Annotated in this window: 18 protein-coding genes and 1 tRNA gene; 3 read left to right on the top strand and 16 right to left on the bottom strand. The window is 56.5% G+C overall.

Going from position 1 to position 22,643, the window contains the following annotated elements; genetic code table 11:
- Positions 1–159: 159 nt before the first annotated feature.
- From tsaE to OZX71_RS04005, 11 genes are all read right to left on the bottom strand, one after another.
- Positions 160–756: a tRNA (adenosine(37)-N6)-threonylcarbamoyltransferase complex ATPase subunit type 1 TsaE gene (gene tsaE / locus OZX71_RS04055; protein WP_277146825.1), complete on the bottom strand. Its 597-nt coding sequence runs from the start codon at positions 754–756 to the stop codon at positions 160–162.
- Positions 753–1,742: a DNA polymerase III subunit delta gene (holA, locus tag OZX71_RS04050; protein WP_277146827.1), complete on the bottom strand. Its 990-nt coding sequence runs from the start codon at positions 1,740–1,742 to the stop codon at positions 753–755. Before holA ends, tsaE begins: the two co-directional genes overlap by 4 nt.
- Positions 1,743–1,857: 115 nt before the next feature.
- Positions 1,858–3,699, bottom strand: coding sequence for a ComEC/Rec2 family competence protein (locus OZX71_RS04045; RefSeq protein ID WP_277146829.1), 1,842 nt, complete (start codon positions 3,697–3,699; stop codon positions 1,858–1,860).
- Positions 3,696–4,565, bottom strand: coding sequence for a helix-hairpin-helix domain-containing protein (locus OZX71_RS04040; protein WP_277160598.1), 870 nt, complete (start codon positions 4,563–4,565; stop codon positions 3,696–3,698). The genes OZX71_RS04045 and OZX71_RS04040 overlap by 4 nt, the downstream gene beginning before the upstream one ends.
- 373 nt (positions 4,566–4,938) lie before the next feature.
- Positions 4,939–7,917 carry a leucine--tRNA ligase gene (gene leuS, locus OZX71_RS04035; protein WP_277160597.1) on the bottom strand — a complete coding sequence of 993 codons (2,979 nt, stop codon included), beginning with the start codon at positions 7,915–7,917 and terminating at the stop codon, positions 4,939–4,941.
- A 353-nt stretch (positions 7,918–8,270) separates the two neighbouring features.
- Positions 8,271–9,203 carry a transporter substrate-binding domain-containing protein gene (locus OZX71_RS04030; protein WP_277160596.1) on the bottom strand — a complete coding sequence of 311 codons (933 nt, stop codon included), beginning with the start codon at positions 9,201–9,203 and terminating at the stop codon, positions 8,271–8,273.
- 7 nt (positions 9,204–9,210) lie between these two features.
- Positions 9,211–10,179 carry a magnesium transporter CorA family protein gene (locus tag OZX71_RS04025; RefSeq protein ID WP_277160595.1) on the bottom strand — a complete coding sequence of 323 codons (969 nt, stop codon included), beginning with the start codon at positions 10,177–10,179 and terminating at the stop codon, positions 9,211–9,213.
- A gap of 350 nt (positions 10,180–10,529) precedes the next feature.
- A complete protein-coding gene (locus OZX71_RS04020; protein ID WP_277160594.1) occupies positions 10,530–11,369 on the bottom strand; it encodes a histidine phosphatase family protein in 840 nt (279 codons plus the stop codon).
- A 219-nt stretch (positions 11,370–11,588) separates the two neighbouring features.
- Positions 11,589–12,677, bottom strand: coding sequence for a YdcF family protein (locus OZX71_RS04015; RefSeq protein WP_277160593.1), 1,089 nt, complete (start codon positions 12,675–12,677; stop codon positions 11,589–11,591).
- 239 nt (positions 12,678–12,916) lie between these two features.
- A tRNA-Ala gene (locus tag OZX71_RS04010) sits at positions 12,917–12,989 on the bottom strand.
- A 275-nt stretch (positions 12,990–13,264) separates the two neighbouring features.
- Positions 13,265–14,506 (bottom strand): hypothetical protein, encoded by a 1,242-nt coding sequence (locus OZX71_RS04005; protein ID WP_277160592.1) that lies wholly within the window; start codon positions 14,504–14,506, stop codon positions 13,265–13,267.
- Between the two features lie 178 nt (positions 14,507–14,684).
- On the opposite strand from OZX71_RS04005, the gene OZX71_RS04000 reads away from it, so the two are divergent.
- Positions 14,685–15,494, top strand: a complete 810-nt coding sequence (locus tag OZX71_RS04000; RefSeq protein ID WP_277160591.1) for a DUF1287 domain-containing protein — start codon at positions 14,685–14,687, stop codon at positions 15,492–15,494.
- A gap of 159 nt (positions 15,495–15,653) precedes the next feature.
- On the opposite strand, the gene OZX71_RS03995 is transcribed toward OZX71_RS04000, so the two are convergent.
- A complete protein-coding gene (locus OZX71_RS03995; RefSeq protein ID WP_348519535.1) occupies positions 15,654–16,553 on the bottom strand; it encodes a DMT family transporter in 900 nt (299 codons plus the stop codon).
- A 602-nt stretch (positions 16,554–17,155) separates the two neighbouring features.
- Here OZX71_RS03995 and OZX71_RS03990 point away from each other — a divergent pair.
- Together OZX71_RS03990 and OZX71_RS03985 are read left to right on the top strand one after the other, a co-directional pair.
- Positions 17,156–17,560: a pyridoxamine 5'-phosphate oxidase family protein gene (locus OZX71_RS03990; RefSeq protein WP_277146849.1), complete on the top strand. Its 405-nt coding sequence runs from the start codon at positions 17,156–17,158 to the stop codon at positions 17,558–17,560.
- Positions 17,561–17,714: 154 nt separating this feature from the next.
- Entirely contained in the window at positions 17,715–18,413 is a 699-nt protein-coding gene (locus OZX71_RS03985; protein ID WP_277160589.1) for an SOS response-associated peptidase, read from the top strand.
- A gap of 328 nt (positions 18,414–18,741) precedes the next feature.
- Here the strand turns inward: OZX71_RS03985 and OZX71_RS03980 are convergent, their stop codons facing one another.
- From OZX71_RS03980 to rsfS, 4 genes are all read right to left on the bottom strand, one after another.
- Positions 18,742–19,719, bottom strand: coding sequence for a hypothetical protein (locus tag OZX71_RS03980; protein WP_277160588.1), 978 nt, complete (start codon positions 19,717–19,719; stop codon positions 18,742–18,744).
- 343 nt (positions 19,720–20,062) lie between these two features.
- Positions 20,063–21,352: an alpha-amylase family protein gene (locus tag OZX71_RS03975; protein WP_277160587.1), complete on the bottom strand. Its 1,290-nt coding sequence runs from the start codon at positions 21,350–21,352 to the stop codon at positions 20,063–20,065.
- 65 nt (positions 21,353–21,417) lie between these two features.
- Positions 21,418–22,143 carry a histidine phosphatase family protein gene (locus tag OZX71_RS03970; protein WP_277160586.1) on the bottom strand — a complete coding sequence of 242 codons (726 nt, stop codon included), beginning with the start codon at positions 22,141–22,143 and terminating at the stop codon, positions 21,418–21,420.
- 83 nt (positions 22,144–22,226) lie between these two features.
- Positions 22,227–22,643 (bottom strand): ribosome silencing factor, encoded by a 417-nt coding sequence (rsfS, locus tag OZX71_RS03965; RefSeq protein WP_277160585.1) that lies wholly within the window; start codon positions 22,641–22,643, stop codon positions 22,227–22,229.

Below are 22,643 nucleotides of genomic sequence, written 5' to 3'. Positions count from 1 at the left end.
ATACCATCCGGACTGCGAATGCTGACGACGGATGGCGATTCATGCCTTTGCTACTGTACAACGGCGACAAAACCGACGAAACTCGGCATGGTTATACGCTCCTCAGCCGGTGCCGATACATTTCGGTACGACCTACGAAACGGATTCGTCGGCCTTCGCCTAGTGGCGTTCATCGAGTTGCTGGTTGAAATCCTTCCAGCGTGCGCCGACGGGAACGAAGGTCACCGTACGCATGCCGTCACCGCTCAGTTCTGCATCCGTCTCATCGATGTGCGCTGCAATGGCTGAACGGTCAATCGGACGGTCGATATGCACTTCGAGACGTTCGGGCGCGAAAGCGGAGGCCATCTGCTCGCCCCACTCCATCAGAATGACTGTATGCTCGCCCGGATCTTCAAGCTCCTCGTCAAGCCCCAACGATTCCAACTCGTCAAGCAGCCTGTCAACGGTGTCTTGTCCGGGCGCGAAATCGTTGCCTCCCAGCCGGTAGGCGTCGACATGCACCAGATGGGCGTGCGTGCCGTCGACGAACCTGCCATCGAGTTCCCTGGCGATGGTGAAGGTCGGGGAAACAATGGGTTCGTCGATATTGAGCCCCGCTCCAAAGCCCTGCGCAAAAGTGGTCTTGCCGGCACCCAATGGCCCTGAAAGCAGAAGAACGTCACCTCCGTGGACGTTTGCCGCCACTTTCTCTCCGAGATCCTGCATGTCGGTTTCGGTCGGTATTTCAAGGGTATACGAAGATTCATTGCTCATACGTTCATGCGTCCTTTGTGGCTGATCAGTTCGATGGAGCGTTCCAGCGCGTACATCGGGTCTCCCCCGTTGGTCTTGTTCTGTTCGTCGGCCCAAGCGAGTGTCCGGATGCATCTGGAGAGGCCGTCCGAGGTCCATCCGCTCAGCTGCCGTGTCGCGTTGCGCAACACCCAGGGGTTGGTTTTCGCCTCGGCCTGGGAGATGGCACCGGAACGCACCGCCGAAGCCTTGGCGAGCGTGCGCAGTTTCATCGCCAGAGCGCCCACCAAGGCGATGGGATCGGTGCCTTGGGCGACGGCGGAGCGCATGTCGATGATGGCTTTGGCATTGTTGCCCGCAAGCGCGGCATCGGCCACGGCGAATCCGGTGACTTCGGCGTTGCCGGTCAGATACCGATTGACCAGATCGAGGCCGATCGGGTCATCGTCGAAATCAAAGCAAAGCTGTTCGCACATGGCCGCCAGCTCACCGGTCTTCTCCCCTAGGACGGCCACCAGCTGCTGGGCGGCTGCCGGATCGACGCGCCGTTTGCGGCGTTCGAAGCATTGGATGACGAAGTTCAGTTTGGCGTCGGCACGTTTGAGGTCGGGAATGCTTTTCTTTGCGGCCCCCGCTTTGGCGAGCCGGTCGATGACCCTTTTGCCCTTCTGGCCCCCATCATGCTGGGCGATCACCGTGGCCGTCGCTTCGGCAGGATCTTTGGCCATGGAGGCGCAATAGTCGACCATGGTGTCGGCCAGGGCGTCGTCGGCGTTCTGGATGTGACGGATGATGACGATGGAGCTTGCGCTGAGCAGGGACGGGCTCACAGCTTCGTCGAAGTCGTATTGGCCCGCCTCGCCGGCGTCGAGTTCGATGACCTCGGCTTCCGGGCCGTTCTTTGCGGCAGCGTCACGGCAATCGCGCACCTGCTGTTCGTTGAGAAACTCGTCTCCTCCGACAACCAGTACGAATCGGGTCTGTTGTGCAGTCCTTTTTCCAGCCATCACACCCTCGATTCCTTTCGGTTACCTGATATGGCCACCATCGCGGCGGAACTCCTACGACTTTCTATGATATTCGATGCGGTGTCATCGGTGGACATGCGCCGTGTCTCTCGGTTCAACTCGGCTTGCCAACCTGTTCGAACATTTGTTCGGTTTCTTTGACCCATATCGCTCCTTTGCTTTTCACTCGCATGAGCAAACCGTCATCACTGGTTACCACGCCTTTCGGATTGCGCTTTTTCGTCATAATGGACAACGCCCTGAACAGCAGTACCGTGCCGACTTCGCAGACGACTACCATCAACGCCCCTCCAACCCCACCGGCCCAAGGCATGGTGGCGGTTGGCGCACCGCCGATGGTATCCGCGCACCATTGCATCACCGAAGTTCCGCAACTCGACAGCCACACCAACACAAACGCCAAATGAGGGGCCAACGGCGAAAAGACCAAACCCGCCAGGCCCGTCAGCGTGGAGAAATCGACAAACGGAGCCACCACCAGGTTCGCGGGAACCGACAGCAACGGCAATGTCGGTGTCATCATCACCTGTATCGGCAAGGTGAACAGCTGGGCGGCTAGGGTCACCGAAATGCCGTTTGCAAGGAATTTCGGCAAGAGTGTCGAAAGATGCTCCGATATCGGGCCGGCACACAGCACAATTCCCAGCACCGACGCACACGACAAGGCGAAACCATAGCTTCTCGCCATCGCGGGATCGGCCAGCAAGGTGAAGACGACTGTCCAGCACAGCGCACTGATCGCCTGCGGCCTTCTGCCGGCAAACAAGGCCAAAGAAGCGAAGACACCCATGATCAGCGCTCGCATCACCGAGTCGGAAGGGTACATGGCGCTCGCGAGCGCCACATAGGCCATCACCGTCAGTACCGCCACCATCTGGCGTGGCAAGAGGAACCGGGCGCAACCCGAGCGTATCAGACTGCCGATCAGCGCGAAATGACCGCCGGAAACGGCCATCAGATGCATGATGCCGGAATCCTTGAAATGCATCTCAAGCAGTGTCGCGAACGTGGCGTTGACCGGTTCGCGCCCGGTAACGCCCGCACCCATGAAATCCTGGCCCAAAAGGCCTATCGTCAATCCAGGAACAAGCACCCGTCCTTGCTCGGAAAGCCCTTCGGTCACCGAGAAGAACGAACGTTGCATGGAATCGATCAGACGAGCAACCGGCGGGGCACGTTCGAGCACCCGCATCTTGGCGTCATCGTCAGCGGTCAACCAGATTGGTCGCATGCCGTATCTCGCAGCTTCCACCCTACCGGATACCGTTACGGTTTCACCATCCGACAGCCTCCCGCACAACGGTTTGTTCATGTACACAACGATACGAGAGTTGCTGGCCTGTCGAACATCATCGTGCATAAAGCCCGTCAGATGCGCGTTGGCCTGACAGTCCGCCTGCCATGAGCTTGCAGCGGTTATCGGCGAATCGAGGCGCACTCTTGCCTCGACCTCACTTTCGCCATTTCTGGCCAGGGTCATGACAGGGTCATGATATGCCTTGATATCGGCACCCATCGAGGCGATCAAAGCCGTCAAAGCCGAACAAGCGAGGACCGCCGCCCACACTCTTTTATTGCCTCGCGATTCTCGCAATATCCGCGCTATTGCGCAATGGCGTCCTAACCATCGCCGGGACAAGACAAGCAGGGCAATCAGAGCAGCCATCAACGCAAGAAGCATAACCATCGGGAGGACGATTCTCTCGTTTGATGAACCTATCAGCCAATCCGCAGCCAAGGCAAACGGCGAACCAGACGCACCTGAGCCGCCGGCAGCTTGCCCGTTGGAAGTCGAATCGCCTTGCTGCCCTGTGAGGCGGGCAAAGACCATGTGCGAAGCCAATACGACGGCCCATACGCACAACGCCACCGGAAGCATCCGCCAGTCCCTGCTGCCCTGTTCATAACCGCGAGAATCGTTCAGCCACTTGTTCATACCGTCACCTGCCCGCGTATCTTCTCCAGCGTCTTCTGCCCGATGCCCGAGACCTTGAGCAGCTGGTCGACACTGGTGAAACGGCCGATCGACGAACGGTAGTTGATGATCTTCTGGGCCATCACCGGGCCCACTCCCTTGATCTGCTGCAGCTGTGTGCTGTCGGCGGTATTGAGGTTGACGAGGTTGCTCTCATTGCCCGAGGATGCGTTCTGTCCGCTTCCGGTTTGTGCGGGCTGGCCTGCGTACGACGAGCCGGCGTCTGTACCGGAATCGCGCTCCTCTTGTTCAGAGGAAGCCGAAGAAGAACCGGAAGTCTTGCCCTTGTTCGAAGGATTTCCCCCAGGCTGGTCGGAATCTTTGGTTTTCAAACCGGCACCGGCTCGAGTGTTTACCAATGATGAAGCTTCGGCCTGTTGCTTGTTGTAATTGACGGCCTGTGTCACCAGCATCGTCAGACTGGCGCACAACGCCACCACCAACACCAATATCACCGCGACCGCTTGCATGGGTTTGAACACCAGTCTAGGGACGGTTCTGCGTGCGGCGTCCGTTTGGAAAGATGTTTGCTCTGACGGCTCCTCGACAAAAGCATCCTGATGAGAATCACGATCGCCCGTCAAATCACGGACTTCGACGTCGGTGGAAGCGGTGCCGCCCTCCTTTTGGTTTTCCTGTGCATTTCCCGGTTCGATAAGCCATTGTTCGATTGGCGGCAAAGGAGGCAGCCCGACACTCAAGAGCTCCCGGCCCTCGTGGTTGCGCCCGTTGCCAGATGATTCTTCACGGGACATCGCGACTGAGCGAAGCCGTATCGCCACGGACCGGCCTTCGTCGTGTGTACTGTCGCCGAAATGAATACCCATACCTTCAAGCATGACCGAGCGGGCATCAAAAGTCGAGTCAAAACGACCACTGTGGTCGAATGATAGCGGTTATCCACATTTGAGGCGTGTCGCACCCGAAACCGCCGAACCGTCCACATTCATCCACAACACAAGAAAGGGTGCCAAAGTGCAGAAATCACACGTACGCGAATGGAAGATTCAACGAATCATTAGCATTAATCCGTCACAAGATTCCAGAATTTCTGCATGTCGATGCATATGTGAATTCAGAAGACAATGGATGGATACGCGAAAAGGCACCGGAATTTGAATCCGATGCCCTTTCATACCGCTCACTTGATGAGGCTCGATGTCATCAGCAAGCGCTGCCGACAAAGCTAACGTTTATGCGTTATTCTGCCGGAACGATGGAGACGATCTTCGGCGCCTTGACGATGACCTTGCGCGGCTCCTTGCCGCCCAAGCGGTCAGCCACGGCCTTCAACGCCATCGCCTTGAGCTCGTCGGGGTCGATCGAGGGGCTGACCTCGAGCTTGGCGCGAACCTTGCCCTTGATCTGCACGACGGCAGTGACCGTGTCCTCTCCGACGTAACGCTCGTCGGCCTTAGGCCACGGCTCATGCGCCAAGGACTCAGTATGGCCAAGCTTCTGCCACAGTTCCTCGCAGATGTGCGGAGCAATCGGAGAAAGCATCAGAATCAGCGGTTCTATGGCGGCACGCGGCACGGCCTTGAGGCCTGTGAGCAAGTTGTTCAAGACGATGAGCTTGGCGATGGCGGTGTTGGGCCGCATGTTCTCCATCTCGACGGTCACGTCGGCGATGGTGTTGTTCAAGAGCTTCAATGTCTTGGTGTCCGGCGTCTCATCGGTGACGGTGACCTCGCCGGTGTTCTCATCGACGACGTTACGCCACAGGCGCTGCAGGAAGCGCATGCCGCCCACGACGTTGCGGTCGTTCCACGGGCGGGACTCGTCAAGCGGGCCCATGCTCATCTCATAGAGGCGGAAGGTGTCGGCGCCATAGCGCGCATACATGTCATCGGGGGTGATGATGTTCTTGAGGCTCTTGCCCATCTTGCCGAATTCGCGGTTGGCGTGCTGCCCGTGCCAGGTGAAGGTCGGTTCGCCGGACTTGTCGGCCGGCCCCTCCTCCACCTCGGCGGCGGGCACGTACTGGCCACGGTCGTCGGTGTAGGCATAGGCCTGGATCATGCCTTGGTTGAAGAGCTTGTGGAACGGTTCCGGGGAATCGACGTAGCCCAGATCGAAGAGGATCTTGTGCCAGAAACGCGAGTAGAGCAGATGCAGCACCGCGTGCTCGACTCCGCCGACGTAGAGGTCGACGCCGCCGGTCTTGCCGGATTCGACATTGTGGTTCGGGCCCATCCAGTACTCGTATTCGTCCGGATCGACCATATGCTCGGTGTCGTTCGGATCAAGGTAGCGCATGTAATACCAGCAGGAACCGGCCCAGTTGGGCATGGTGTTGGTGTCACGGTAGTAAGTCTTGGGGCCGTCGCCCAGATCGAGCGTGACCTTGACCCAGTCCTCGTTGCGGCTCAACGGCGCCTCTGGATTGCTTTCGGCATCCATCGGGTCGAAGGTCTTGGGGCTGTAGTCCGGCACGTCGGGCAGGTTGATCGGCAGCATGGAGTCCGGCAGCAGATGCGGCACGCCGTCCTCGTCGTAGACGATCGGGAACGGCTCTCCCCAGTAGCGCTGGCGGGAGAAGAGCCAGTCGCGCAGGCGGTAACTGACGGTTCCCTTACCCACGCCCGCGGATTCGAGCCATTGGTTGACCTTGTCGATGGCGTCGTTGACGCGCAGCCCGTCAAGGTTCAGCGCGTCACCCTTAGCCTTGGTGTGATCGGTCGAGGAGTTGATGACGATACCGTCGTGCGAGACGAACGGCGCTTTGCCTTCGTAGTCGCTCAGGTTCTCACCCGAATCCGGCAGCGGTTCGACGGTATAGATAACCGGCAGACCGAACTTCTGGGCGAAGTCGTAATCGCGCTGGTCGCCGCCAGGCACCGCCATGATGGCGCCGGTGCCGTAGTCCATCAGCACGTAGTCGGCGGTGAACAGCGGCAGCTTGGCCCCGGTGATGGGGTTGACGGCATAGAGCCCGGTGAACAGGCCGGTCTTCTCGCCGCCTTCGTCGACGCGGTCCTGCGCGGTCTTGGATTCGGCAGCCAGACGGTAGGCTTTGATGCCTTCCGCGGGTGTGGCATAGCCGCCTTTCCAGCTTTCCGGGGTGTCTTCCGGCCATGCCGCTGGAACGTCGGCCAGCAGATCGTGCTCGGGCGAGACCACGGCGAAGGTGGTGCCGAAGAGGGTGTCGGGGCGGGTCGTGTAGATCTCCATGTCCCGCTCGCCGTTGGAGGTGGCGACCTTGAAGTGCACGGAAGCACCGTGGGATTCCCCGATCCAGTTGCGCTGCATGAGCTTGACTTTCTGGGGCCAGTCGATGATGTCGAGGTCCTCGATCAGGCGGTGGCCATAGGCGGTGATGCGCATGGACCACTGGCGCAGCTCGCGCTGGAAGACCGGGAAGTTGCCGCGCTCGGACTTGCCCTCGGCGGTGACCTCCTCGTTGGCGAGCACTGTGCCGAGACCAGGGCACCAGTTGACCGGCGACTTGGAGATATACGCGAGACGGAAATCGTTCAGCACGTCGGCCTGTTCGGCTTCAGTGAGCTGGTCCCACGATTTTCCGGAATCCTCGAAGCCGGGAATGACACGTTCGCCGCTTTTGAACTGCTCGATCAACGTGTCGATGTGGCGGGCGGAACCCTTGCCGCCGTCGGGGCGCGTGAAGTCGGGGTCGTACCAGGCGTCGTAGATGCGCGAGAAGATCCATTGCGTCCAGCGCATGTAGCCCGGGTCGATGGTGGCGAAGGTGCGGCGGTTGTCGAAGCTCAGGCCCATGCGGTGCAGCTGGCGGCGCATGTTGGCGATGTTGGCCTCGGTGGTCACGCGCGGGTGCTGGCCGGTCTGCACGGCGTACTGCTCGGCGGGAAGGCCGAAGGCGTCGTAGCCCATGGCATGCAGCACGTTCTCGCCCTTCATGCGGTGGTAGCGGGAGACGACGTCGGTGGCCAGATAGCCCAGCGGATGGCCGACGTGCAGGCCTTTGCCGGAAGGATAGGGGAACATGTCCATCGCGAAGTACGGGGTACGTCCGTCCGCAAGTTTTCCTTTGCCGTCTCTCAGATCGCCTTTGACGTTCGCGGCCCAGAAGGTGCCCTTCTCATCCCACGTTTTCTGCCATTTTTCCTCGATGTCCTGCGCCATTTGCGCATTGTATCGATATGACGGAACACTTGCTGTATTGGCGCTCGAAGCCGCGCCCTGCTCATTGTCGCTCATAATTAGGAATTATCGCGGCTCAACTGGACACATGCCGGCAAATTTCCGAAGGATGGTCGCCGACGATGGTGAACCGGGATGAATCCGGCAGTCGGGCCAGCGATTTCACGTATCATGCTGAAGAAGGTGCAGAGATAATCACAGAAAACGACCCGATAATGTGATTACCGTCGTATTACGACCATAAATGCGGAGATAATCACAGAAAACGACCTGATTTCGTGATTATCTCTGCAAGTTGCCCCACGATACAGAGATAATCACAAAGCAGCGGGAGCCGGCTATATCGGCCGAATTCCGGCCAGCGAAACGGCAAACCGGATAAGCCTTGTTCCATTGCGATGTTGGAAAGCTCAGTGACGTGCCATTGCAGGGTTGAGAGTCGGGTCGGGTGTGTAGCCGATGTCGTGGCTCAAGGCATCGGCGGCTTTCTGCCATGAGCCGTCCTTGACCATGTCGTGCAGAATGGTGTTGATTTTTCTGGTGAGCTCGCCGTTCGAGGGACGAATCATCACGGCGTGGCGAACCGTTGCGACCCGTGCAATCGCGTTGGCCAAAGGCGCCGACGATGACGAAGCCCCCTCGTCCAAAACCGTGACATCGTGCTCGACGACGCTGGAAGCAAGCCCGTGCAGGATGGCTGAGTCTGCAGCGACGGCGTTTGCTTCGCCAGCGAGCAAAGCGGTGAGGCATTGCGGATAGGTCTCACGTTCCTGAATCTTGACCGCAGGAATAGCCGAAGCCAACTTGCCTCCGTCGGCTGTTCCTTTGACCGTACAGACATTTCGATTGCTCAATGAAGACACATCGGTGAAATCGTGCAGTAGCCTTGTCGGCACAAGCAGCCCCAGTGGATCGGTGAGATAAGGCTTTGACATCCCGAATTGCAGGCCCGAGCCGGCGGTGATAGCCGGCATCGATGAGACGATCATATCGGCCTTGGATTGATCCAGCGTCGTGACCGCAGACGAGACGTTCACCGGTTTGAAAACGATCTGCTTGTGGGCGTAACCGAGTTTCTGGGCGACGTAGTCAGCGACATCGATATCGAAACCGGAGTACTTGCCTTCGTGCTCAAGGCCCAGTCCGGGTTGGTCGTCGGAAACGGCTATGGCGATGGTCGGCCCTTCGGGAACATTGGCGGAAGGCGGTGTCTGGGTCGCCCCACAGGCGGAAGCGGAGAATAGCAGCCCGACCCCGCAAATCGTTGCAAGCGCCGCTTTGAGATGCCGGCGTAAGTCTCTTTTGCCTGATGGAGAACAGGGTTTCAATCGTGACTGTCGCATCCAGAACCTACTTGAAGAGCTTGGAGCGTGTCAGCCACCATGCCACAAGCCCGGTGATGATCAGCGAGATGGCTACAACAATGAAGAAGCCCCAACGCGAGTTCGTGAACGGCATGCCGAACATGCCGTCCTGGAAGTTCATGCCGTACATCGAGAAGATCAAGGTCGGAACCGCCAGGACAATGGAGATGATGGTGAAGATCCTCATCACGTTGTTGAGGTTGTTGGAGACGATCGAGGCGGAGGCGTCGGTCATGTTGGCCAAAACCCCGCTGTAGATGTTCGCCATCTCAATGGCCTGCTTGTTTTCGGTGATGACGTCGTCCAGGAGGTCCTCGTCCTCCGGATACTGCCTGATGTGGGTCAGGGAATTGAGCTTTTCGGTCACCCGCAGCTTCTCCATCACGATCTCGTTGGATTTGAGGCTGGTGGTGAAGTAGACCAAGGTCTTGGAAAGCTCCAAGAGCTGCAGGATCTCACGGTTCTGCATGGAATGCTGTAGCTTGAGCTCGAGGTTGTCGGAACTGCGGTCGATGATGCGCAGGTAGCGCAGGTACATTGTGGCGTTGCGGTAAAGGATTTGCAATACAAAACGTGTCTTCATATACGTGTTGAAGCCACGGATGGTGCCTTCCATGAAGGGATGGAGCACCGGCGTGTCCTGCATGCAGACGGTGATGATGGTGCGCGCGGCGACGATGATGGCCAGCGGGATGGTCTCGTAATGGTCACGCCCGTCACGCTGTTCGACGGTCGGTATGTCGACGATGATCATGGTGTAATCGTCTTCGGAATCCACACGCGAACGTTCTTCGTCATCCAGCGGGGCGCGCAGATCGGCGAGGTCGACGCCGGTATCGGAGGAAACGGTGGCGAGCTCGACGTCGGTGGGGTTCGACAGACAGATCCATGAGCCGTTTTCCAGCTTGTTGATCTGTTCGACCTGTCCGTTGATCGTATTGAACATCCTCAACATGTCTGCCACCCGCCTTTCGCGTCATTCGCTGTACGGATCTTGCAGGAGACGCTCGCTTTGTACGCCACGCGTCCTGGCCACCGGAACGCCTGTCCTGAAATCAAAGGAGTGGACACCATTCCGGATTCCTGCTATTAACCCAAAATTCAAGGATAACCCTTGACGTGGAACTTCCCCGCCATAATTTTCGCATAGCGTTATGCATCCGACAAAAAATATATGCGGCTTGTGGCTTTGCCGGATACTCCTCGTCTGATTCGGTTTGGGCTGTATTCCTACATTTACGTTCAGACGGAGACGTGCCGGCAGAAGATGTTGCGCCAAGCCAGCAACGCGCCGTTCATTAATTCTCAGACGGTATCGGTGACAGGCAGCGGTTTCATCAATTCCATACCCGGGTAGCGCAGTTCCTCGGGTCCGTTGGACCAATCGGCAATCGTAGATATCGCCGGCCCGCAATTGAATTCCGCGAGCGTCCACTTGCAGCTTCCGTCGGGTTGGATGCGAGGCTTGAGTGTCGACCAGTAGGCATTGGGGATGTTGCCGAGTTCGTCGGCCTCCGGATCCATGCCGAGCAGCGTTTCGACGGTCGCGGCGATGAACGATCCGTGGCTGACGAGCATCAGCGTGGTCGCAGCCGTGTCCTGGGCGTTCTCATTGAGCAGTTCGAGCACGGCCTTGGCTCCCCTGGCTCCGACCTCGGTGCGCGTCTCGACACCATACTTGGTCTCGCCTCCCTCGTGAGCACGCCACGAGCGGTAGGCTTCAGCGTCCATTTCTTTGATTTCGGGACGGGTTTTGCCTTCCCATTGCCCGAAACTGCGCTCCCTCAAACGCTTATCGAGCGTGACCGGCAGACCGAGGATGTCGGCAAACGCATGCGCCGTCTGAGCGGCACGGAACAGATCGCTGGAAATCACTTGCATTTTCCGCTCACCTGCGGGAACCTTTTGATATTCGCCGGTATCGCTTTGTTCGGCAGCCTGCGGCCCCGGCTGTGGCAGCAGATCCGGGTTGGCGGCTATATTGCTGACTTTCGCCCAGTAATAGCGCTTGGCAAGTTCCAGTCCGGTCTGGTCGACCTGCCACTGGCCGATGATGTCGAGCGGGACATCGATTTGGCCTTGCAAGCGGTGGACGACATTATAGGCTGTCCTTCCGTGGCGCAACAAAATGACTTCGTCGATCATATTCTCTCCGTTTCCGGGTATCCCCTATAGTATGACGTACGGTTCTGTGTCATATCACTGGTTTTATTGTGCCGCACCCCAACGATGAACGGAACGCCGAAACGTGTTGGAGCCGGATACGCCAATCCTATGGTTACGTCGGTTACGTCAGTTAACTTGGCCCTGTTGGCCGCCAACATCATAGAAAGACCGACGACGATAACCATGTCATCGCTTCCGTCACTTGGCCAGCAGCATCCACACCGCCCACAGCGCGACGATGACCACATACGGCCAGAAATGCGCCTTGCTGATGGCGATGAACTCGCGGATAAAGGCGGTCGGCCAGTAATAACCCTTGGTATGGCTGCCGATGCCGTCGGATTTGAGCCCCAGCTGCCGGGCGTATTCGCTGGCGCGGAAGACGTGATAGTCGCTGGTGACCACGGCCACGCGGTAGGGGCAGGACAGGCGGTTTTTCATACGTTCGAGGCGCTTGGACTTTGTCTCAGACGTCTGAGACACGACGGTGCCCTCGCCGGAACCGATACCGCTCACGCCATCACGCTGGTCCATGATCGCCTTGCAATTGCGCAGGTTTTCCAGGGTGGTGGTCGACCGGTCCTCCTTGAGGATCGCTGTGGCCGGCACTCCCCGCTTCTGCACAAGGTAGCGTTTCATTGCCTCGGCTTCGCTGATTTCCTCATCGGCTCCCTGACCGCCCGAAACCACAAAGAGGCCGTGCCGATTCTGTCGGTTCCACAGATCGACGGCCTTGTCGATCCGTCCGCGCAGCAATGGTGTGGGCTTCGTGCCCTGCAATCCCGCCCCGAGAATGATGATGTAATCGTATTTTCGGCGTCTCGGCAGGATCCGGTAAATCGTGGAATACAGCAGCAGCGCCGCGAACGTGAAGAAGAACCAAAGGCCTTCCAAGGCGATCAGCAGGCCGACGCCTTTGCCCCACCGAGGCGCGTTGAAATAAAAGGTCAGCGGATACACCGCGACGCACACCATCATGACGATGGCGAACAACGCAGGCAGGATGGTGGAAAGCGAAAAACCTTCATGGCCTACGACAACGATGGTGTTGACAAGGAGAAACCCGACGACGACGACCGGCGTGAAAGCGACCACCAGCACAATCGGGATCAATGCCCAATCCCGCCAGAAATCGAGCATCATTGCACTCGAAAGGCACAGCAGGAACAGGGCGAGCCAAATCGCGTTGCGGAACCGTCGAGGCTCCCTTATCACCGAGAACAGCAGCAACACGGCGAACACCACGCTGGGTCCATATAGCAGGACCGTCTGCCATGAATCGGTCATGATGACCACCTTTTCTCGTCACTTGGTTGTTGACGATTCGATTCCGCACCTAATATCACTACTCAGATATCACTACTCAGGATATGTACTCCAATGTGTACCTTAAGCATACGTTCTCTTGGCTAATTACGGGCCATACGGACAACAACCCAGAAAGAAACAAAAACAGGGAACCGCCGGATACAACGCCAAAACGATATGAAAAAGGCTTCCGAGGAAACCCTCGAAAGCCTTACCCGTGGAGCTAGGGAGATTCGAACTCCCGACCCCCTCCATGCCATGGAGATGCGCTACCAGCTGCGCCATAGCCCCGGTCTTGTTTAAGTTATTGCTCCTTGCGAAGCCTTAGATACTTTACAACAAACTCGCTCAATCGCCAAACCGGCGTGTCGTTACAAGCCAATCAACGGTATTCAAAACGAAGCGAAACAAGGCAAAGCAACGCTTTCCTCTTGATTATCTGTCTCAAACAAGACGATGAAACAAGGGCTCAAACAGAAAAGCGACGCCTGAAACAGGAAGATATCAGACAAGATAAATCCAATGCCCGTACCCGCCTCCCCACTTCAATCGCTCAGTCGAGATACTTACTTCTTTGCCCCGGAATTCGTGCCTGTTGTGCCGTTGCCCGTCTGAGAACCGGAAGTAGACCCAGAGCCATTGCCACCAGTACCGGTGCTGCCGGAAGTCGATCCGCCAGTGGAACCGGAGTCGGTAGATCCGCTGTTGTTGCCGTTGCTTGTACCGGTATTGGAAGAATCGCTGGAATTGTTGGAATCTGAATCCGCTCCGTTGCCGGAGTTACCGGAATTTCCGTTGCCTGAATTATCGCCGTTTGCGTTTCCTGAACCGCCACCTGAACCATTGGAAGTCGACCCACTTGAAGTCCCGGAATCAGGGCTGGAACCGGAATTGCTTTGATCTGTTGTGCCGTTGTTCTTTTGTGAGTTGCCGTCGGTTTTCTGGTTGCTATCGCTTTCAGTGTTGCTTGGATCGTTGCGCTGTTGACGATTCTTCGTGGCCGAGTTCGTGACGATGTTGCGAACCACATCATCGGTACCCTGCCCTTTGGTTGCCAGTGAAATGATGCCTGCGGTAATGCCTACAGCGACCAATGCGCTGACGACGGCAACGACGATCGCCAATCGCTTATAACGTTTTTGCTTCGAAGAATCGAACACACGAATATGGCCATCGTGTTGTCCGGGACCGCTTTTCAGCGTTTTGCCGGAACCGGCTCTCGACTGCTGTTGCCGGGCGACCGGCGGCATCAGCGAGGTCTTGCCGAAAGCCGATGGCGCCAAGACCTGAGTCCCTTCGACATTTCGATCGGCTTTGCCTGCAGCAGGAGTGGTTTCATCGCTTTCATGTATGCCAACTTGGGTGGTGGTCAGCGTCTCGGTCGCATCGTGCTGATCAAAGCCAGCGTCCGTCTTTCTGGTGGACGCCAAAGCCGCCAGACTCGCCGATGTTCCATCACTACGTAGCATCGGCGTGACACGTGAACCGTGAGCCGGGAGCTGCCGCAACTGACCGTGGTGCTGGACATCAGAGCCTATTACCCGTGTTTGGTCGTCGGAACCCGCACCAAGGGCGGCCTGTCTGCCGGTGTCATCGTCTTGAGGGGCGTTTTCCTGCAGTTTCCTGCTTGATTCCTTGAGCACATTCTGATAGATCTGCGAAGCCACAGCTGAAACGATGGAACCGACAGCCACACCGATCACGGAACCGGCTATGCCGATTTTCGCGGACAACAGGAACGAAGTGACCGCAGCAAGCGCACCGGCTATGATCTGCGAGACCGAAATTCCCTTGAAAAAATTCTTCATGATACCTAAGCCTATCGAACGAAATTGGAAAAAGCTGAAAATACGCAAAACCTTGCCGAACGCTTACAGGAAGCGAACGCCGGTTGCACAGCAATTTCATCGGCATTGTCAAGAAATACCAAAATATCGGCAGAGACAAGGTTTTCCTGCTAGATTAGCCTTCAACGGAAAGGTACAGATGCAACAACACGGACAGCATACCACGCAATATTCGGTGTCGGAGCTGCACAAAAGCCGCCGTCATTGGCCGGCAGCATTGGTCGCGATATTGCTCGTGGCCGCTCTGGTCACCGCAGGAAGCTTTCTCTACCTAAAGTTCCGGAAACCGAATTCGGCGGGTCTTGGCGCCAATGTCACCAGCGCGTCTAAAACTTCCCCCTCGTTGCCGGGCCGATCCGCGCAAAAACTCAAAAGTTCCGTTGATTACAACCACAACGGCATCGATGATTACAGCGACTTCGTGCAAGGCGCACGCAAGGACGCGAACGTCCATCCCACCTATGACGACAGCTACGTGCAGGGCGGCTACCCGGCGGACAATCGCGGAGCCTGCACCGATACCATCTGGCGCGCGTTCAAGAACGCCGGATACAGCCTCAAGGACATGGTTGACGCCGACATTGCCGCACATCCGGCCGATTACCGCAACGCCGCCTCCAACTTCGACACCAATATCGATTTCCGCCGAACCGCCGTGCTGGACGTGTTCTTCAAAAAATACGGACAGGCCCTCACCACCGATACAGCCCAAACCGACCAATGGCAACAGGGAGATCTCGTTTTCTTCGCCAACCAAAAGCACAATGGTCATATCGGCATGGTCTCCGACAGGCGCGATGACCAATCAATCCCCTACCTCATCCATAACATGGGGCAGAAGGATCGCGAGAACGACTACCTCAACCAGCCGAACCATATGCCCATTCTTGCACATTACCGTTTTGACGCTTCGAAAATACCGGCTGACGTGCTGAAACCCTGGCACTGAGCCTTAGTCGGCAAAGCCATTATTACGTATCGCAGATGATAGTATTACCGATTCTCGAATCAGGGGTTTTGACCGGAATCAAAATAATCGCCGCCTCGACGTTATTCGAATCGCCGATTGCAAACAGACGATGATCAAAAATCTCTTGACCCGTGACCCTTACTTTCTGCGACAATCGTGCACCCAATCCTCCACCCGTCGCAACAGATTGACGAAGACCGAGCGATGCAGGATAGACATGAGCACAGCCAGGAAGATCAGCGCGAAACCGACCAGGGTCGTCAACCTCAGCGTCGTCGACCAGAAGAATATCGAGAACAATTCGGAAAACAGGCTCTCCGTGCACATCACCACGGAGGCCGACGATGCGGAGACGTGCGCCAGGCCGATGTTCTGCATGATCTGCGCCAAGGTCGTCGCCCCGATGAACAGGTAAAGGAAACTCACGATGATTTTCGGTTCCAGCCAGGAAGCGTTCGGCGCCGGTTCGGTGAAAAGCGCGCCGATGAGGAACAGAACGCAGGCGACGGCGAATTGGACGAAGGTGACCGCGATCGCGTTGTATTTCTTGGAATAGATGCCGAGATATGTCAGATTGAACGAGAAGACGACGGCACAGGCGATGGTCATCCAATCCCCCAAGGTGAGGGCAAGCGAAAAGCCGCCCGGTTTCAGCGAGACGAAGCCGACGCCGATCAGACAGATGACTCCGGCGATGATGTTGATGTTGTGTGGCCTGTTTTTTGTGGCCAGCCAAGCGGCGAAAGGCGTCAGCACACAATAGGAAGCCGTCAGGAAAGCGCTTCTGCCGGGATCGATCGTCAGCAGTCCTTTGGTCTGCAGGACCATCGTCCCCCAGTAGGTGACCCCGACCACGAGCGCAGGAACCAGCATCGACTTGTTGAGCGCGGGAATGATATGCTTGCCGAAAATAAGCAGCATGATCAGGCACGCCCCGCCGGTGCGCATGGCCATGAGCCATTGCGGGGTAATCGCCGTCATCGCGATCTTGGAGACCAGATAGCTGCCGCCCCACAGCGCGGCGCAACACAGCAGCATGAGTCTGGCGAGATTCGGCGGGAAATTGCGGGAAAGACGGCTGCGCAGGCCTTGGAAGCCGCGGCGGTCGGTGCCCTTCGACGAAAGGTAGGTCGCAAACGTATGCGCCATGGCCTTCTCCCTCTTGTCCTTCTCCGATTTGTTCGCTTAAGACAGCAGCGAACAAATCAGGTCTTCTCTCTCAACTCTGCCGCGTCCTTCAAGGCTTCTAGCGACCCGTACGAGCTTATTGCCCTTCGTCTCCGAAATCCGCAGGTAGGGCTGTTCAAGCTGTTTCGACAGACACGCAAACCTTGTTTGCCGCTATTCAAAATAGACATATTCTTCTCGCGACACGCCTAGAAATACGGGGAAATTACGGTTATGGAAACATTTCACGCGTTGGTTACATTTTTCTGTCTCAGTTTGAGATTTCAGATATTGAAAACGGGAGTGAAGATGAGAGCCGCAACATATTTTCGCCGCATTACCGGTTTGCGACATCTGCATTTTCGGCATTGTTATGCTCGGTGAGCAATGTCACACGTTTATTCTAGTGAAAGAGTGCCTGACGACGTAGAATAAAAGCGTATGTAAAGCAGTTCGAACGAAAGGACAGCATTATGGCTACGCTTACCCCGGAAATGAAGGAATTCATCAACAACAACCTCGCGTGGATCGCGACCGTCAGCAAGGACGGACAGCTCGATCTCGGCCCGAAGATGTCGATGTACGTGCTCGACGACAACCACCTCGCCTATCACGAGCGCACCGCCGGCCAGCACTACAAGAACCTTGAGGACGGCAGCCCGCTGGTGATCTGCTTCGCCAACCTCGAAAGCAAGAAGGGCTACCGCTTCCGCGGCAACGTGACCCTGCACTCCGACGATGCGATCTACGACGAGCAGGTCAAGGTCGCCGAGGAAAAGGGCACCAAGAAGCCCGCCACCATCCCGGTGCTCGAGATCACCGAAATCCAGGATCTTTCCGCAGGCGCCAAGGCCGGCACCACCATCAGCAAGGACTGAACTTGTTGAGAACGGCTTGGGCGCTTGATTCCCGGCCGTGAACAGTGTGAGGACCTCCGTGATTCGTATGGAGGTCCTCTTTTTGTATGCCTGCCTTGCCTGGTATGCGCCAAAGGGCTAAAGCAGTCAGGGCTGAGTGGACGAAGGAGTGGGAATGTGCCGCAGATTTTCGCTTGACCTTGATTGGGCCTCCGTTGCTTCGGATTTCGGTGTCGACGATGAAGACGTCGACACTTATGCACTGCCGGCTCGAACGTTTCGCGTCGAACCGAAGCAGGCCATCGGGGTCCTCGCGGCAGGCGAGGATGGACAACGGCATCTTTCGGGCGGCTATTGGTCGCTGGTACCTTCTTACAGCGACAAGCGGGAGCTCACCTATCCGACCTATAACGCACGTATGGAAACAGCCGCGCAGAAGCCGACATTCAAAGACGCGATGCGAAGCCGCCGTGCCATCATCCCAGCTTCCGGGTATTTCGAATTCAAAGGCAGGCGTCCGTTTTATTTTCATACTCAAGGCGACGCCATGCTCGCCATGGCCGGCCTGTTTTCGTGGTGGCGTGACAACGCGGATTCCCCATGGACGCTCACCGCTACGATCCTGACCTGTGATGCCGTCGGAGAGGCGGCGAAAATCCACAACCGCATGCCGTTGCTCGTTTCGCGTGATATGACCGGACAATGGCTTAATCGCCACGTCGATGGATCTGGAATCATTGACGATATTCATACGGCGAGCCTATCTATGTCCGAAAACCTTGATTGTTATGAGGTCGCCGAACCGGCACCAGAAGAAGACGGACCTCGGTGCATCCGCCCGAAGGCAGACAGAGTGCACCTGAGTCTTTTCTGAGCCTCAACTAGGAATGCCACAACGCAAACAAACGGACTAGTTACAGAATTAATCACAGTTTTGGCCTCATTTTTGTGATTAACTCTGTAAAATCGCTCATGATGCAGAGAACATCACATTTTTAGTGCATTTTCTGTGATTAGCGTCGTACACCGAAGATGCTAATCACACTTTTACCCCATTATCATGATTATCTCTGTACGTCGAAGACACTAATCACACTTTCGATTCGAAGTTTATTCCACGATTTTCCTGAATTTATGCTGCTTTAACATCGTAAAAGTGGCCCAACAAATCAGATACCCAATGTGACCAGGTATGGCGTTGATTATCTGCTCCAAAACATCGTTCTGTCAGCGATGCGGGGAACACCAGCCTCAATCAGCTTTTTCGTCACCGTATCACGTTGCAATATATCTTTGTAATCGAAACGTACTATTTGCGAAACGCCGGAATTCAGCAAATCCTGCTCGCGTTGCTTCTCGGCATGAACAACCTGACGAATGCTCTGTCCGCCTGTCATAGTGGCGTCGGTGTATTTGTTCATACCGTCATATTCAACAACGACAGCTTTCCCTTTTGCGAGCCGGTACAATCCATCAACCCTATATCTTCGACCATCCTGCATCCGGAATTCCTGTTGCAGTTCAGGGGCCGGAAAACCTTCTTCGATGATGATTGCGCGGCACAGCGACTCTCCCCCATTTTCGCTTCTTGGGTCTGCATAGCGCAGCAGCACACCAATTCTGGCTTCAACAGCTGGCACAGCCTTCGAGGTCTGCATCAACGCTGACTTCGTTGTCAACCGTTTTCTCAATGCTGAATCGATTATCGGCAGCACCTCGTGGAATTCGAATCTTGCCGCACAATCAAGCAAAGCCTGAGTAACCGAGGTCATGGACCGGTCTTTGTCAAAGAGCGTCTCGTTCGGTGTGACGTGAACGTATCGTGTTTTGCCTGTTTTGGCAACACCAATTGCTTTTGTAGACGCCAGAAATATCGTTTGTTGCTCGTTTAGCCAGAAAGGATACTCGATTCCGTAGAGCGCAATCACGCTCAGACCTGCAAAAATCAATTCCGGACGCCAGATATGCAGTCCTCGTATTATCCATACATACTGCTGTTGCACGCTAAGATTCCGCCAAATGTCTTGCAATGCGTACAAACCACGCCTTGCCCTGATCACCTGTCCCGATCGGGTAAGCCTGTAAAGAATTTCCTGGTCAGCATGGCTTGCAACGTACAGACATCGTCCATGGCTCGCTGCCTCATGCAGTTGGTCTTCGATACGTTTGTTGATCTTCATATCACAACTCTAAAGAATTTGCTCCGATTTGCGGGGCAAAAACAGGTACTGTGGTCGAATGATAGCCAGTGCGGAAAATCTCGGGCGTTTCGTGCATAACTTTTCGGTTATACACATCGCTATCCACACGTCGATTACGAATTCCGAGATAATCTCCGCGCTTTTTGATGAGATACAAAAATAATCACAGAAAAAGGCCCAATTATGTGATTATCTCTGCAGACCAAAACAAATGCATTGACAATCACAGAAATAGAACGGATTTCGTGATTATCTCCGCAAGCCCTACTGAGATAATCACAGGATACAAGCCACATCGCCATCCGAGTCTATCGATCACGCATCATATGTGGTGTTCGACGTGCATCAATGGCGCGCCACCGCCCTCGTAGATATCCGCATGTGGGGTGGCGTCGAGATTCAAATCGACGTGAAGTTTGGCGCTGCCATCCCTGGCCGTGACATCGTAGGCGTAATGCCTGTTTTCAAGCAACGTCGGCTCTGTAGCGGCGTCGATCAGCCAGGGCCGGGCGCTTCTGATCGAGGTAAGCCGGCCAATGAGCGTATACATCCACTTGCCGTCGTCAGACAGGTCTTCCGGAGTCTCGGGGTATTCGGGACGAACCTTGTCGTCGCCGCCGACACCATCGGTTTTCTCTGCCAGCATCGCCCGTTCGTCACCGTAATAGATAGAGGGAGTGCCGCCCACGGTAAATAGAATCACAGCCGCCAAGGCAAGTTTCCTCTCGTCCTGAATCTGGCTGGCGATCCTGGTGACGTCATGGTTGCCGATGAAGGTCTGCGGTATGAAGGTCTCAAGGAAGCCGTCGTGACGTTTCAGACACCAGTCGAGCTCGAAGAAATTACCGTCTTTGAGGCTGCTCCATATCGCTTTCCACAGTTCGTACTGGGTGACGGTGTCGATGGTGGAATCACGCACGAACTGCGGGTAATCGCCTTGTATGGCCTCGCCCATGAACCAGGCGTCGGGAATCTCACGGCGCACGCGCGGCAGGACTTTCGCCCAGAACCGCGTCGGCACGGTCATGGCCGCGTCAAGACGCCAGGCGTCGACGCCGCGTCGCATCCAGTAGGTCATCACGTCGGTCACCAGATCGGCGACGCGGGGCGCATCGTGGTTGAACGCCGGCAAGATGGCATGACCTTCGAATTTTGCATAATCAAGCGTCCCGTCTTGCGTCACGGAGAAGCTGAACATGTCATCGCTGTCGTGTCCGACGGGTTTGCCTGCTTCCATCTCGTCTTGCGCTTCTTTGAGCTCGCGTTGGAACTCCGGGAAATCCCTGCCGACGTGGTTGAAAACACCGTCGAGCATCAGCGCGATACCGCGTTCGTGACAGGCGGTGACCAGCCGATCGAAAGCCGTGTCATCGCCGAGCCGAGGGTCGATCCGGTAAAAATCGATGGTGTCGTAACCATGCGTGTCGGAGTCGAAAATCGGCCCGAGCAAAAACCCGTTGCAGCCCATGCCTTTCATGTAATCAAGCCAGTTGACCAGACGGTCGAGCCTAGGCGTTATTTCACGTTCGGCATCGGACTGCGGACGCACCGGAGCACCGCAGAAGCCCAAAGGATAAACCTGCCACCAGATGCGTTTGCTGCAATCATTCATACTGGCACCTCGAATCATTACTGCGATATGAATTGTTCTTTTCTATCATACGCAATACTATCGGTTTAGAGCTGAGGATTCTCCCATTGCTCGGTATCGGCGATGGCCGGGCCGTGGTTGTAATCGGAAAGCGCCCAGCGCAGCGGCTGACCGGCGATGGCGATGGGGATGAGCCTGGCCCAGTGCGCGTTGCGCATCGAGAAGACCGCCGAATTGGCATCCGTGTCATTGTCTGCGTTTAACAAGGTACGCACCGTGTCGGCGATGCAGGCGCCATGCGAAAAGACGTAGAGATCCGTATCCGGCTCGGCCTTGCCCGCCCATTCGGCGATGGCCTGCGAGGCTCGAAGACCCACATGCTTGTCCGGTTCGACATGATGCTTGAGCTCGCCACCCTCGCCGTGAAGCCACGAGACGAAATCATCCGGATACTTTTCCATGATCTCGCGGGTCGCGTGGCCTTCCCAATCGCCATAATGGCGTTCGCGCACACGCGGGTCCGGGTGAACCTCCTCGCCGATGAGATCGGCGAAAGCGTGTGCGGTGGCCATGGCCCGGCCCAAGTCGGAGGCGACGATCAAGCGGTGACGCGCCTGATTTTCCTCGCCGTCGACATAGAGTTCCTTCAGTGCCTTTCCGGTCTGATGGACCTGCCAATCGCCTACTTCGTCAAGAGGGATGTCAATGGTGCCCTGAACGCGTCCGGTAGCATTGTAGGAGGTACGTCCGTGCCGTACCAAGGTCAATGAACGGACGTGGACATTGGGATCGAATAAAGTGCTGAAATCCATCGTTGAACTCCTAACAGGCGGACGGAGTGGTTGAAATCTTAATCCGGATCGGCAAACAAACGGCTGAAGTATTGGCCGACGTCTCAGCCGCGTTCATCGCCGGTTCGGCCGTCGGCAGTCTCGTCATCGCCTGCTTTTGGCAGCTTGAGGTCGATGGCCGGGCAGTCCTGCCAGAGCCGTTCGAGGTCGTAGTATTGACGCTCTTCCTCATGCATGATGTGAATGACGAAATCACCGTAGTCGAGCAGCACCCAGCGGGCCTCGTCAAGACCTTCGCGGTTTCGAGGCTCGAGTTTTCCGCCTTTGGTGTACAGTTCTTTTTCAACCTCTTCGGCCACGGCCAGAACCTGGCGTTCGCTGGAGGCCGTGGCGATGAGCATCGCGTCGGTGATCGCGATGGGGCCGGTGACGTCGAAGGCGACGATATCGGTGGCCTTCACCCTGTCGGCCGCCGCGGCGCCCAGACGCAGGGCATCAATCGAACTTTGCAGTGCTGCCAT

This window comes from Bifidobacterium sp. ESL0764 (genome assembly GCF_029395515.1).
In the GTDB taxonomy this organism is placed as follows: Bacteria; Actinomycetota; Actinomycetes; order Actinomycetales; family Bifidobacteriaceae; genus Bifidobacterium.
Note: the sequence above shows the minus strand (reverse complement) of the source record. Positions and strands in the feature narration are given on the sequence as shown.